The organism is Rhodococcus baikonurensis (assembly GCF_040489275.1).
GTDB classification, from domain to species: domain Bacteria; phylum Actinomycetota; class Actinomycetes; order Mycobacteriales; family Mycobacteriaceae; genus Rhodococcus_F; species Rhodococcus_F baikonurensis.
This window is the reverse complement of the sequence record NZ_JBEUOQ010000019.1, coordinates 44,714-57,414: the sequence shown is the minus strand read 5'-3', so window position 1 is coordinate 57,414 and position 12,701 is coordinate 44,714. Positions and strand designations below refer to the sequence as shown.

Genomic DNA, 12,701 nt, shown 5'->3' with positions numbered 1-12,701 from the left:
GTCATTGACCCACTTACCTGAGGTGGCACACATGTCCGATTCCGGGCGCAAGGTAGACATCGTCGCTGCGGCGATCGAGGAGGCGATATCGACCGGTCGATGGCCCGTCGGATCAAAACTCCCGCCGGAGACCGCACTGGTCGAGGAATTGGGAGTTGCCCGGAACACCATGCGCGAAGCGGTACGGGCTCTTGCACACGCCGGAGTTCTGTCCGTCCGTCACGGTGGCGGCGTGTACGTCATGGCGGCGTCGCCGGTCGAAGGACTACTCGGGCGCCGACTCGCCAGAAGCGACGTTCTCGACGTACTGAGCTTGCGACGAGGACTCGAGGTCGAAGCCGCGCGCCTCGCAGCGCAGCACCGCACCCCCGAAGATCTCGCGCGGATACACGCCACCTGGAACGCCCACCCCGGACACGTCGGCGGCTTCACTGTCGAAGCCGGCATGGCCCTGCACCTTTCGATCGTCGAGGCGTCCCACAATTCCGCACTGATCGACGTCTACCGGGGAGTCCTTGCCGCCGTCACGGATTCACTGTCCACCGTGAGTATCGGTCCGGGATTCCACGTCGACGAGCACCGCGCCTTGATCGCAGCCATCGAGGAAGGCAACCCCGACGAGGCGGCGCGTGCGGCCGGCGCAGCGCTCGACACGGTCATCGACACAATTGAGAGGAGCTTGTCGTGAATCGGGGAAAATGGAACGGTGCAACGTATTCCCCTCTTGCCGAACAACTCTCACCGGCGTCGATGGAGGCACTGCGCGCGATCGGACACGTCAGCACGGTGTACGACGTCTGCGCCGGAACCGGGAACTTTGCGCTGCCGGCGGCCCGGTCCGGCATCACAGTCCACGCACTCGATCTCTCCGCCAGCCAGCTCGAGGTCGCGCGCGAACGCTGGATTCCCCACCCCGGCACCACCGAACCCACCTTCACGGTCGGCGATGCACAGTCTTTGCCATGGCCGGATTCGAGCGCCGACGCCTGTGTCAGCATCTTCGGGATCATCTTCTGTCCCGATCCCGCGATCGCCCTCTCGGAAATGGTGCGGGTGACCCGGCCGGGCGGAAGCATCTGTGTCGCAACGTGGTCGAAGAACGGGTGGGCAGCAGCACTCCGCAGGGAGGCCGCCTCTGCGTGGAATGGCATCACACCACTACCGACGACATGGTCGAACTCGAGCGAATTCGAGAAGGCGGCAGCGGGATTGGTATCGGTGCGTTCGACCTCTCACGTGCTCGAATGGCACCTCCCTGCCGGATCGGACCCCGTCGAGGAACTGTGCGACCAGGCACCGGCGTTGAAGGACTTTCGCGAGACCGTTCGACGCGCAGGGAATTGGGCTTCGATGTCAGCGCACCTCCGCTCGACGCTCGCGCCCTATCTCAGGTCGAGCGCGGCCAGCCCCGTCGCCACCAGCGAATACATCCTCCACGTGGGCACTGTCCCGAACGCTGATACCGCACCATTCCGAACGCGCGGGTAACCAGCTTTGCCGGATACGGTCTCCTCACCGTCCAACGACCCGAAGAGGCCCGCTCGATGTCTGAATCGACCTCCCTGCCCGAATCGACGCAAGCATCGAAGCGAGCGTCGAAACACACCCTGTCCATGACCGTCCTCATGACGCCGGACATGTCCAACTTCTCGGGCAACGTTCACGGCGGAACGATTCTGAAATTTCTCGACCAGGTTGCCTATGCGTGCGCGAGTCGATACGCCCAGACGTACGTCGTGACCCTGTCGGTGGATCGTGTGGTCTTCCGTGAACCGGTGCACGTCGGAGAACTCGTCACGTTCAGCGCCTCCGTCAATTACACCGGTCGCACGTCGATGGAAATCGGAATACGCGTCGAAACCGAAGACATTCTTCTCGGAAAATCTCGACACACCAATAGTTGCTACTTCACGATGGTCGCAATGGGAAGCGACGGAAAACCGGCTGAGGTCCCCCAACTCCGGCCGACCGAAACAATCGCGAGGCAGCGATTCGAGGCCGGGCGTCGGCGTCGTGAACTGCGCAGAGAGAACGAGCTTCGTGAACAGTCCATTCGCGCCGCAGTTCGGGACTTAACGCCCGAACACGATGACTAAATCCGGTCATATTTAAGTTATAACCTTATGCATTAAACTTGTCGGCGTGACTTCGAAGGCACGGGCAAAATATGACGTCGTGATTGTCGGCGCGAGCATCGCTGGATGCGCGGCCGCAATCATGTACGCGCAACAAGGTCTGCGGATAGCGCTTCTCGACGCTCGCTCCGACGTCCGGGCGCACAAGGTCCTGTGCACTCACCACCTACAACCGTGCGGTGCCCCGATCCTGCAACGACTGGGCGCCACGGAAAAACTGCTCGCCCTGGGAATGGTGGAAACCGTTCCGAAGTTCTGGACCCCATGGGGATGGATCACCCCTGACACCGCAGACGACTCGTCGCCACCTGGGTTCAACGTCCGAAGGGAAACGCTCGATCCCCTCCTGCGCCAACTCGCGAACGACTACCCGAACGTCGACCTTCTTCTCGGACATCGTGTTTCCGGGTTGCTGACCGAGAACGGCGCTACTGCAGGCGTCTACGGAACCGCACAGGGTTCGGCCTTCACTGTGGAAGCACGATTGACCGTCGGCGCAGACGGCAAGGATTCGACCGTCGCACGATCCGCGCGTTGCGACTCCGTGACTGCATCCAACGGACGTTTCAGCTACTTCGCCCAACTCTCCGGACTCGAACGACCCGACGGAGAATCTTCGCTGTCGTGGTTCATGGATCCCGACGTCGCCTATCTGCTCCCCAACGACGGCGGAATCAGCGTGCTGGTCGTCTTCCCCGCCCTCGACAAGCTCGGCTCGTTCACCGGCGACCTGTCTACCGCTTTCCTCGAATACGCCAACGCACTACCCGGCGCTCCACTGATTCGCCGCGAGCACATCGTCGGGAAGATCGTTGGTACCAAGCACTTCTCCACAACTCTCACGGAACCGGTAGGTAACGGGTTCGCACTCATCGGCGACGCCGCGGCAACCAACGACCCGTTGTGGGGCATCGGATGCTCGTGGGCACTCGAGACCGCACAGATGCTGGTCGACGCCACCGCGCACATGCTGACGGAGACGACGGCGCACACACTCGACTCACATCGGAACGTGAACGCTGCCTTGACCGAATACCGCAGTGCCAGAGCGAGTATGACGAGCCATATCGACTACATGAGCGGGTACGCCGGTGGGCGAAAGTTCACCGCGATCGAACGTCTGCTGATCTCCGCGGCCACCCATGACAAAGACGAAGCTCGAAGGTTCTACTTGTTCGGTTCCCGGTTGATACCGGCCGAGCAGTATCTCTCGGCTCGCTCGGTGGCGCGGGCAGCACAAAAACATCTCAGGCACCGTCTGCGTCGTAGATCTGTGGCCGGGACGTAATCTGCCAAGCGTTTTTTCGGCGCCGGCAACGGGGAACCCTCCGATCGCAACCGAGCCGGAGGAGCGACCATGCGTGCACACATCGCCATTCCGAATGAATCGACTTGTCACAGGTACGTAGTCGCGGTCGCCAGCTCCACCTTCGCCGAATCGGTCATCTGGTGCGACGGCCCCGCGTTCGACGCAGTACTCGTTCTGGGCAGCGAGATTCCGCAGCACAGTGGCCACCGAGCCGTACTTGCCTGGAACCACTACTTCGGGTGGGCGCTCGGCGTGGAAACCACACCGGATGCGTCGTTCGCCGTTGTCGAATGCCTCGGTATCGGGAGAATGCCGGATCCGGAACTGTGCGCCGACCGCGCTGTCGAGTTGATTGCCCAGGCGGGTAGTTAAGGAACTCGTCGCGCGGCGCACAATCCGGCGGGCATAAGATCGAGCGCGAGTTTCGCACGCCCGACGAAAGAGAGCCCGACATGGACCCGCTGAGCAGGCCTGCCGGTCAGTTGGCTCTCGAGAACGAACCGGACAGCAGGGCGACGCTGCGGGCGCGTCAGACGCCTCGCAGTGAGCGTCGCAAGATCGGGAAAGGTCTGCGTAAGCGAGTAGCGCGCTCGTCGCTCGGTGACTGGACGCCCCCACCCGACCGACGTGACCCGGTCGATCAGGTCAACACGGCACACGAGGGAAGACTCGACTGGTTGGTTCCGATTCGGGTGGGACGCATGGTCGCTTCACCGTACGGATTTCTGCGCGGTACTGCCGGATTGATGGCCGAGGACATGGCGCAGCTCCCGTCCACCGGCATCACACCCGTCATCTGTGGGGATGCGCACGTCGGAAACTTCGGGTTCTACGGATCCCCGGAACGCGAACTTGTCATAGACCTCAACGATTTCGACGAAGCACATCCCGGCCCCTGGGAATGGGATCTGCGAAGGCTGGCCGCGAGTATCTGGGTGGCCGGGCGGCAGAACGGTCTCACCGAAGCTCAATGCGAAACAGCAACAACCTCGTGTGTGTCCGCGTATCGCCTCCACCTGGCAAAGCTGTCCGAACGTCCACTGTTCGATCGCTCCTTCGACCGGGTCGATCTCGACGGACTCACCGACCACGTCACTGATCCCGGATTGCTGGCGGAGATCCGACGCGCCGCGGAGCGCGCACGACGACGGACGAGCGATCACGCAGTGCCACGGTTCACCATCGAGGATCACGGGCGACGCCAGCTACTCGAGAACCCGCCGCTCACAACACGACTCACGCCGCAGGACACCGACTTCCTCCTGGAAGGCCTGGACGAGTATCTCGAAACCCTTGCACCGCACTGGCGCCGAGTGGTCTCGGGATACAACGTCATCGACGTCGCGCACCGGGTCGTCGGAGTCGGAAGCGTCGCTCTGCGTGCCTATGTCGCACTGTGCGAAGGGAGCATCCCGGACGACGTCATCTTCTTACAGCTCAAACAGGCACGCCGATCCGTGGTTGCGCCCTTCGTGCACGGCGACTCCGCCTGGCACGATCACCAAGGACGACGCGTCGCGGAATACCAGCAGGCTCTCCAGACGGTCAGCGATCCACTGCTCGGTTGGTGCACCGTCGACGACCGCCAGTACTACGTCCGTCAGTTCCGGAACATGAAAGGTTCTGTGGACCTGAACAATATCGACGCAGCAGCGCTGACCGACTACGTCGCGATCTGTGGTCGTCTGTTGGCGAAAGGGCACGCCCGAACCAGTGGTGCGTCACTGATTTCCGGTTACCTGGGAAGCTCGGACGCGGTCGATACCGCCCTCACCCGGTTCGCTCGGCTCTATGCCGATCAGACCGAACGTGACCACGACGCTCTGTGTCGGGCGGTATCGGCCGGCACGATCGCCGCGGAGCCCGGAATCTGATCTCTCACGCCGCGACGATCCTGCCCTGCTCGAATTTCACTCCACCCCAGATTCCGGTCTGACCAGTGACAGAGGCGAATTCACGACACGAAGTCACGATCGGGCATCTGTTGCACACGTCGGTCGCGTAGTCGTATCCCTCGGACGGGAAGGGAAACCAACGGTCCGGCTCGGGGTCACCTCGGCATTCCGCCTGCCACCAGACCCGTCCGTCCGAGATCGGCAGAAGCTCAGCCAGATTCGAGATTTCGTCAGTGCTCATTCCTTACTCCCTTCGACCGTCACATCCGACTCAGTTCACGCCAGATCTTCTGCTGCACCTTCTCGATGCGTCGAGGTGCCTTCGGTTCCCACAGCAGCCGCATACCGGCCTCAGCCGGTGTGCGGTCCGCTTTGCGCTGATTGCAGGAATTGCAGCAGGCCACCAGATTTCCCCACGTGTTCGGCCCGTTGCGGCTTCGCGGCTGGACGTGGTCGATGGTCGTTGCCCGGTCGGCGCAGTACGCACATTGACGACCGTCCCGGTCGAAGATGCCGGCGAACGTCGCCCTGCTGGAATCGGTGACCGTGACCCGGTGGGCGACATACACGTACTCGGCGAGCAGGATTGTGCGCGGCAGTGGGATCTCGACGTGCTTGGAGCGCACCGGAAATATCGGAATCACGTCTTCGGTGGACTGCGCGGAACCGGTGGCGATGAGGACCACCGCACGATCGGCGCTCACTTCACCGAGGTACTCGTACGTGGCGTTGAGTACACGGACGGGTCGGTTCATCCAGCTGTGAGAAGCGCCGGTAGATGCGCGGTTCGGGTTCCGCATCGGAAGTCTCAGTTCATGTCGAGGAGTGGAACTCCTGGACACGAAGACTGGTCAGGAGCAAGTGCGATAACTGGGGAACGGCATATATCCAGCGCCACTCTGTTCCCCGAATGCGGGACGGGAAATGCCGCGGGGTGAGTGCCCGCGCAGGTGCAACGCTTGCTTCCAGTCGCGCATGCCTGTCCCCTTCCACTTCTTGTTCGCTTCACCGGCGAATGCCGGCGCCCATCATCACACGGGAGATGCCCTTCGCGGTATCGATTTATCAGGTCGGAACAGTCGTCCTGAAAACATCGCGGTTTGACGCCGGATCGCGCAACTTGATCGAATGAGCCATGACTTCGTCGTACATCGACCTACGTTCGGACACCGTCACCAAGCCTGATGCGGAAATGCGCAAGGCCATGGCCGACGCCGAGGTCGGTGACGACGTCCTCGACCACGACCCCACCATGGCGGCGCTCGAGGAAGAAGTGGCGCACACTCTGGGGTTTCCGGCGGCGCTGTGGGTGCCGAGCGGATCGATGGGCAACTTGATCGCGCTGATGTTGCACCTTCGCCGCGGCGATCAGTTCCTGGCACCGGAACACTCTCACGTCTTGGGTTCCGAGTTGGGCACCGCCGCCTGGCTCGCCCAGGGAATGCCGGTGGCGCTGCCGCACGACGGCGGACCGGGACGTCCCAGCCCGGAGACGGTCGTGAAGGCGGCAGGCTCCCCCGGCCCGTACTTCACGTTGAACACCACGCTGCTCTGCCTGGAAAACACGCACAACTTCGCCGGTGGCGCCGTCATGAATCCAACCGAATGGACGACGCTGGTCGACGCGGCGCGATCACGCGACTTGAAGGTTCACCTCGACGGCGCCCGTCTCTGGAATGCCGCTGCTGCACTGGACGTTTCGCCTACCGAGTTGACTTCCGGCGCCGATACCGTCCAGGTGTGCCTGAGCAAGGGACTCGGTGCGCCCGTCGGCTCGATACTGGCCGCATCACCCGAATTGATCACCGAAGCCCGAAGGATCCGCAAGATGCTCGGCGGCGGCGTTCGCCAGGGTGGCGTGCTGGCCGCGGCCGGCATAGTCGCGCTTCGCTCACAAGCTCGATTGTCGGACGATCACGACAATGCGCAGCGCCTCGCGTCGGGCCTTCGTGAGCGCGGCTGGGCTGTCGACGAACCCGCCACCAACATCGTTCTCGCTGCCACAGCCGATCCGTCGGCCACCGTCGCTCAGCTGGCCGCTGTCGACGTCGGCGCGGTCACCGTTGCCGGGAAGGTTCGGTTCGTGACACATCGAGACGTGAGCACTGCCGACATCGACGCCGTTCTGTCCCGAATAGCCTCCTGAACTACGCCAGAAACGGTTGAACCTCCTGCGCGACAAGGCGAATGAACTCTCGGACGTCCGGCTCGTCAACGGTCGGTTGGAGTACCACGGTGGTCGCACCCGCGTCCGCCCATCGCTGCGCTGCTGCCGCAACGTCGGCCGCAGTGCCCACGGCAATCGCTTCCTCCGGCGACTCGCACCCGGACCCCAAGGCTTCGGCAAGGGCGCGCTCACGACCGCCAGAACCAAACGCACAGATGACGTAAACGACCACCTCGTGATCCTGCGTTCCGATGTGAGCGATCGCTCGGCGCACGCCGTCCGGGGTCGTCCCTCCCGAGAGCACGGTGCCCTGAGCCAACTCGCCACTGAGCGCCAAAGTCTTTGGCCCCGTGGCACCGACGAGCAACTGCGGCACCTTCTCCGGGGGCCACGCCAGCTCGACGTCCGTGAGATTGACGTATCGACCGGAAACCGTCACCGACTCACCGCGCAGTAGCCGCTCGACTGCTCCGAACTGCTCCCGGAGGAGGGTCAACGGCGATTCGGCCTTGGCGCCGATCTGCCGCATCCAACTCTGCACGCCGTGACCGAAGCCGACCCGCAGTCGATCCGGATGAGCTCTGGCCAGCGCCGAAACCTCCATCGCCGTGATCGCAGTGTTGCGCATCGGGGTCGGCAGCACACCGATCGCCACTCCCAGACGTTCGGTTGAAGCCAATACAGTTGCAGCAGTGGCAATTCCTCCGCCGAAGAAGCAGTCCTCCCACAGCCAGACCTCCTCGATACCCACTTCGTCGGCATACCTCGCATGCCGAACCAGATCCTCCGGGGACTGCTCCGGGCGCACGACGACGGCGATCCGTGGGGCGCTCATGCCGTCACCAGAAACGCGGCGATCTCGTCGGCTGTTCGACGGCCCTGTTCGCGGCCGAGTTCAGCTGCCGGACGTCTGGTTGTCGGCGAGAGGGAGTTGGTTCCGATCGCTTCGACGACGGCGTCGTCGGCGAAGATCGGCAGCACGCGCTTGGGCGCCATCGCATCGATTTCCTCTCGTAGACTGCCGCCCAGAAGATTCGGGGCGGGGTCGGCTGCAGGTGAAAGAACCACGACCACATCGCAGTCGGCAGCCAACTGAACATTCGAGCCACTTGCCATTCCGCCGTCCATGTACCGCTCGCCGTCGATCGTGACTACCGGCCACACCCCGGGGACGGCGCAACTCGCTCCGACTGCGTCGACCAGGTCTACGCCGTCGGCATTGCCGAACACCCTCAACTCACCGGTCCGTGTGTTGATCGCCGGGATGCGCAACTCGCGATCGGGCCACACGCGATTGCGCAGCCTCGCCTCGATGACCGCACGACGCACGGCGGGTTCGACGGTGTCGGCGTCCGTCGCCGCCTCGCCGAGCGCACGGAGTTGCTCGGCCCGGTCCTGCGATCCTGCAATCGCGTCGACGAACATCTGGCCGAGAATCTCGACATCGACCTTCGGGTCGAGCTCCCCGGTCGCCTCCGCTGTTTGAGCGTCGAAAAGTTCCTGCAGTGTTGCACCGCCCGCAATCTGAGCGCTCACCGTGGAGCCTGCTGATGTGCCGATCAACACGTCCGCCGTCAGCAACGCTGCGGCAGCGTCCGGAGATTTTTCCTGAACGCCCAACAGAAAACCTGTTTCCCAGGCAATTCCTGCTACGCCGCCACCGGCAAGTACCAACCCCAATTTCACGCCGTCCACCTCTCGTCGATCGTGATCCGTGCCCGAAGTCGACGTTAGACCTACTCTGAAGTGATGTTCATGCGCAGCGCAAAGACATTTGTTCCCGACGCACTCCGCGGGTTGATCGCATCCACCGACGACATCGCGTGGAATCCCGACCCGGGATACCTCACTCGCGCGACACCACTTCCCCGCGGACGTGTCGCACTCGTCTCCGGTGGCGGTTCCGGTCACGAACCCATGCACGCCGGATTCATCGGCGAAGGAATGCTCACGGCCGTCTGCCCCGGTTTGGTCTTCAGTTCACCCAATGCACTTCAGATCCACGAGGGATCCAAGGCTGCCGATGCGGGCGGCGGCGTTCTGCACATCGTGAAGAACTACACCGGCGACGTGATGAACTTCGGCATCGCGCGAGAGTTGCTACGCGAGGACAAGATCGACACAGACGTCGTGCTGGTGGACGACGACGTCGCGACGGAACGCGCGGACGGCAGCGGCCCGGGGCGACGCGGTACTGCGGCAACCATCGTGGTGGAGAAGGTCTGCGGCGCTTCCGCCGCCCGCGGCGACGACCTGGCCGAGGTGACCCGGATCGGACAACACGTCGCGCACTCCGCACGAAGCATGGCCGTCGCTCTGCGCCCGTGTACTTTGCCGGGGGCTGACGAGCCGTCCTTCGACCTACCGGACGGCCAGATGGAACTCGGTATCGGAATCCACGGCGAACGCGGCACAGAACGCGTGGACGCCCTGCCCGCACCGGAATTGGTGCAGCGGCTTACGGACCCGATCATCAAGTCCCTGAGTCTCGCCGAAGGTGATCGCGTCATCGCCGTCGTCAACGGTCTCGGTGCAACCCACCCGCTGGAGTTGCAAATACTGTTCGCCGAACTCGGAGAATATCTGGACGAACAGGGAATTCACATCGAGCGGACATTGATCGGAACGTTCGTCACTGCATTGAACATGGCCGGGGCGTCCATCACCCTTGTTCGCACAGACAAAGAAATCCTCGAATTATGGGACGCACCAACAAAAGCGCCCGCCTGGCCGAATGCTATGGCGCGTGAGTACACCGGTGTCGGCAAGCGCGAATCATTCGGTCCCACATTCACACCCGACACCTCACGCACGGCCGAAAGCAGCTTCGTCGGCAGCTGGATTGCGGACTGGGCCGAAAAGGTACTGGAGCAGGAGCCGGCACTGACCGATCTCGACCGACGAGCGGGCGACGGCGATTTCGGAACCAACATGGTGGCCGCACTGGATCAGCTCGACATCTCGGCGATCCGTGACACATATTCCACCGCAACGATATTCGATGCAGTCTCACAGGCGTACCTCGGCCATGCCGGTGGTACGTCCGGCGCGTTGTTCGGCATCTGGTTCCGGCATTTCTTCCGCGTCGCCGCAGACTCGGCGGACTCCGAACTCGACCTCGGTGCGATCGCGGCTGCAGCGCGGGCGGGGCTCGACAACATCACCTCGCTCGGCGGCGCACGCGTCGGCGACAAGACGATGGTCGACGCGATAGTTCCGGCGGTCGAGTCGTTGGAACAATCCGTGACCGCAGAAGCGGATCGGGACACTGCTCTGGCGAGCGCAGCGGACGCGGCAGCGGCCGGGGCTGAGTCGACCGAAACCATGCTCGCGAACCGCGGACGTGCAAGTTATGTGGGCGAAGCCGCTCGCGGAGTGGTCGATCCGGGGGCGCTACTCATAGCGTGGTTCTTCGCCAGTGCAGTGGGTCACTAGCGAGCACTTCGGAGCTGTGACTAATCTGGCAGCCACAGCACATCGTTTGTGACGGCCCGTGGGCAAAAGCACCGGTCTCACTCACCACACAGGAGCAGCCCATGCTGAGCACCATGCAAGACGCCCCCCTCTCCATTGCTCAACTTCTGCGCCACGGCGCCTCCGTTCACGGCGCCTCCGAAGTTGTCACGTGGACCGAGTCAGGCCCGCGCCGTGTGTCCTACGCTGACGTCGGCAAGCGCTGCGCACAGCTCGCACACGCACTGCGCGGACTCGGGGTCGAGGGTGACGAGCGAGTCGCCACGTTCATGTGGAACAACTCCGAGCACCTCGAGGCGTACCTGGCGATCCCCTCGATGGGCGCCGTGCTCCACACGCTGAACATTCGCCTGTTCCCGGAGCAGTTGATCCACGTCGCCAATCACGCCGAGGACCGCGTGATCATCGTCGATCCGTCTCTGATTCCGCTTCTCTCCCCGCAGCTTCCGTCACTGACGACCGTCAAGCACATCATCGTCACCGGCTCCTCCACTGCAGGGCTCGAAGCTCCCGAGGGCGTGCAGGTTCACACCTACGAGGGCTTGATCGCCGATCAGCCCACCGAGTTCGACTGGCCAGAGGTCGACGAACTCAGCGCTGCCGCAATGTGTTACACGTCCGGTACCACGGGCGACCCCAAGGGCGTCGTTTACTCCCACCGTTCGATCTACCTGCACTCCATGCAGGTCTGCATGAGCGACGGCCCCAACCTCGCACAGGGCGATCGTGCACTCGCCGTGGTACCTCAGTTCCACGCCATGTCGTGGGGACTCCCCTACGCCGCATTCATGATCGGTGCTTCGCTGATCATGCCCGACCGCTTCCTCCAGCCTGCCCCGTTGGCAGCGATCATCGCCAGCGAGAAGCCGACGTTCGCCGCAGCCGTACCCACCATCTGGCAGGGGCTGCACCTCTACCTCGAGCAGAACCCGCAGGACATCTCCTCGATGCGCGAGGTTCTGATCGGCGGGTCCGCGGTACCGCCGGCCCTCATGCACGCATTCGAAGCCGATCACAACGTCTCGGTCCTGCACGCCTGGGGCATGACCGAAACCTCCCCGCTCGGATCCGTTGCCCGCCCGCCGGCCGGTGTCACCGGCGACGCGATGTGGAAGTACCGCTACTCACAGGGCCGCTTCCCGGCATCGGTCCAGGCACGTCTCATCGACGACGACGGTAAAGTTGTTGCACACGACGGTGTTTCCGTCGGCGAACTCGAAGTGCGCGGACCCTGGATCACCGGGTCGTACTACGGCGTCGATGCGGAAGACAAGTTCAACGACGGCTGGCTCAAGACCGGCGACGTCGGATCCATCACGGCCGACGGCTTCCTGAGCTTGTCCGACCGCTCCAAGGACATCATCAAGTCCGGCGGCGAATGGATCTCATCGGTCGACCTCGAGAACGCCGTGATGGGTCACCCCGACGTCACCGAAGCTGCCGTCATCGGCGTGCCGGACGAGAAGTGGGACGAGCGCCCGTTGGTCGCGGTTGTTCTTCGCGCCGGTTCCGAGACCACGATGTCCGAACTGCAGCAGTACCTTTCGGACAAGGTCGCCAAGTGGCAGCTCCCCGAGAACTGGGCTGTGGTTCAGGAAGTCCCGAAGACGAGCGTCGGCAAGTTCGACAAGAAGCGCTTGAGGGCCGACTACCACGAGGGCGGACTCGAAGTCACGCGACTCTGACCCGGAGTGGATTCTGAGGTACGAATACCGAAGGTG

13 protein-coding genes are annotated in these 12,701 nt (G+C 63.2%); 9 read left to right on the top strand and 4 right to left on the bottom strand.

Annotated features, from left to right (window positions below):
• The first annotated feature begins 31 nt into the window (after window positions 1-31).
• From ABWI03_RS29385 to ABWI03_RS29360, 6 genes are all read left to right on the top strand, one after another.
• Entirely contained in the window at window positions 32-688 is a 657-nt protein-coding gene (locus ABWI03_RS29385) for a FadR/GntR family transcriptional regulator (RefSeq protein WP_298781807.1), read from the top strand.
• Window positions 685-1,488: a class I SAM-dependent methyltransferase gene (locus ABWI03_RS29380; RefSeq protein ID WP_298781804.1), complete on the top strand. Its 804-nt coding sequence runs from the start codon at window positions 685-687 to the stop codon at window positions 1,486-1,488. The genes ABWI03_RS29385 and ABWI03_RS29380 overlap by 4 nt, the downstream gene beginning before the upstream one ends.
• Before the next feature lie 56 nt (window positions 1,489-1,544).
• Window positions 1,545-2,096 (top strand): acyl-CoA thioesterase, encoded by a 552-nt coding sequence (locus ABWI03_RS29375; protein WP_095972346.1) that lies wholly within the window; start codon window positions 1,545-1,547, stop codon window positions 2,094-2,096.
• Between the two features lie 46 nt (window positions 2,097-2,142).
• Entirely contained in the window at window positions 2,143-3,423 is a 1,281-nt protein-coding gene (locus tag ABWI03_RS29370) for an NAD(P)/FAD-dependent oxidoreductase (protein WP_298781798.1), read from the top strand.
• A gap of 69 nt (window positions 3,424-3,492) precedes the next feature.
• Window positions 3,493-3,816 (top strand): DUF6292 family protein, encoded by a 324-nt coding sequence (locus ABWI03_RS29365; protein ID WP_095972344.1) that lies wholly within the window; start codon window positions 3,493-3,495, stop codon window positions 3,814-3,816.
• A gap of 80 nt (window positions 3,817-3,896) precedes the next feature.
• Window positions 3,897-5,318, top strand: a complete 1,422-nt coding sequence (locus ABWI03_RS29360; protein ID WP_298781794.1) for a DUF2252 domain-containing protein — start codon at window positions 3,897-3,899, stop codon at window positions 5,316-5,318.
• A 4-nt stretch (window positions 5,319-5,322) separates the two neighbouring features.
• On the opposite strand, the gene ABWI03_RS29355 is transcribed toward ABWI03_RS29360, so the two are convergent.
• Entirely contained in the window at window positions 5,323-5,580 is a 258-nt protein-coding gene (locus ABWI03_RS29355) for a WhiB family transcriptional regulator (RefSeq protein WP_298781791.1), read from the bottom strand.
• A gap of 19 nt (window positions 5,581-5,599) precedes the next feature.
• Window positions 5,600-6,139, bottom strand: coding sequence for an HNH endonuclease (locus ABWI03_RS29350; RefSeq protein ID WP_298781788.1), 540 nt, complete (start codon window positions 6,137-6,139; stop codon window positions 5,600-5,602).
• A gap of 335 nt (window positions 6,140-6,474) precedes the next feature.
• Here ABWI03_RS29350 and ABWI03_RS29345 point away from each other — a divergent pair, with 335 nt between their 5' ends.
• The gene (locus ABWI03_RS29345; protein ID WP_095972340.1) at window positions 6,475-7,485 is read left to right on the top strand and encodes a threonine aldolase family protein; all 1,011 of its coding nucleotides are present in this window, start codon (window positions 6,475-6,477) and stop codon (window positions 7,483-7,485) included.
• Window position 7,486: 1 nt separating this feature from the next.
• Here ABWI03_RS29345 and ABWI03_RS29340 read toward each other — a convergent pair whose 3' ends face one another.
• Both ABWI03_RS29340 and ABWI03_RS29335 read right to left on the bottom strand, forming a co-directional pair.
• Entirely contained in the window at window positions 7,487-8,341 is an 855-nt protein-coding gene (locus ABWI03_RS29340) for an LLM class flavin-dependent oxidoreductase (protein WP_200313184.1), read from the bottom strand.
• Window positions 8,338-9,201, bottom strand: coding sequence for a patatin-like phospholipase family protein (locus ABWI03_RS29335; RefSeq protein ID WP_298781778.1), 864 nt, complete (start codon window positions 9,199-9,201; stop codon window positions 8,338-8,340). Before ABWI03_RS29335 ends, ABWI03_RS29340 begins: the two co-directional genes overlap by 4 nt.
• 54 nt (window positions 9,202-9,255) lie before the next feature.
• Between ABWI03_RS29335 and dhaL the strand changes: the two genes are divergently transcribed.
• Together dhaL and ABWI03_RS29325 are read left to right on the top strand one after the other, a co-directional pair.
• Window positions 9,256-10,941: a dihydroxyacetone kinase subunit DhaL gene (gene dhaL / locus ABWI03_RS29330; RefSeq protein WP_298781775.1), complete on the top strand. Its 1,686-nt coding sequence runs from the start codon at window positions 9,256-9,258 to the stop codon at window positions 10,939-10,941.
• 101 nt (window positions 10,942-11,042) lie between these two features.
• A complete protein-coding gene (locus ABWI03_RS29325) occupies window positions 11,043-12,665 on the top strand; it encodes a long-chain fatty acid--CoA ligase (RefSeq protein WP_095972336.1) in 1,623 nt (540 codons plus the stop codon).
• Window positions 12,666-12,701 lie beyond the last annotated feature (36 nt).

Bases quoted from the DNA above. Each gene is read 5' to 3' on its own strand.
- ABWI03_RS29325 (WP_095972336.1), top strand. From the start codon at position 11,043: ATGCTGAGCACCATGCAAGACGCCCCCCTCTCCATTGCTCAACTTCTG.
- ABWI03_RS29365 (WP_095972344.1), top strand. From the start codon at position 3,493: ATGCGTGCACACATCGCCATTCCGAATGAATCGACTTGTCACAGGTAC.
- ABWI03_RS29345 (WP_095972340.1), top strand. From the start codon at position 6,475: ATGACTTCGTCGTACATCGACCTACGTTCGGACACCGTCACCAAGCCT.
- ABWI03_RS29355 (WP_298781791.1), bottom strand. From the start codon at position 5,580: ATGAGCACTGACGAAATCTCGAATCTGGCTGAGCTTCTGCCGATCTCG.
- ABWI03_RS29375 (WP_095972346.1), top strand. From the start codon at position 1,545: ATGTCTGAATCGACCTCCCTGCCCGAATCGACGCAAGCATCGAAGCGA.
- ABWI03_RS29385 (WP_298781807.1), top strand. From the start codon at position 32: ATGTCCGATTCCGGGCGCAAGGTAGACATCGTCGCTGCGGCGATCGAG.
- ABWI03_RS29340 (WP_200313184.1), bottom strand. From the start codon at position 8,341: ATGAGCGCCCCACGGATCGCCGTCGTCGTGCGCCCGGAGCAGTCCCCG.
- ABWI03_RS29350 (WP_298781788.1), bottom strand. From the start codon at position 6,139: ATGCGGAACCCGAACCGCGCATCTACCGGCGCTTCTCACAGCTGGATG.
- ABWI03_RS29360 (WP_298781794.1), top strand. From the start codon at position 3,897: ATGGACCCGCTGAGCAGGCCTGCCGGTCAGTTGGCTCTCGAGAACGAA.
- dhaL (WP_298781775.1), top strand. From the start codon at position 9,256: ATGTTCATGCGCAGCGCAAAGACATTTGTTCCCGACGCACTCCGCGGG.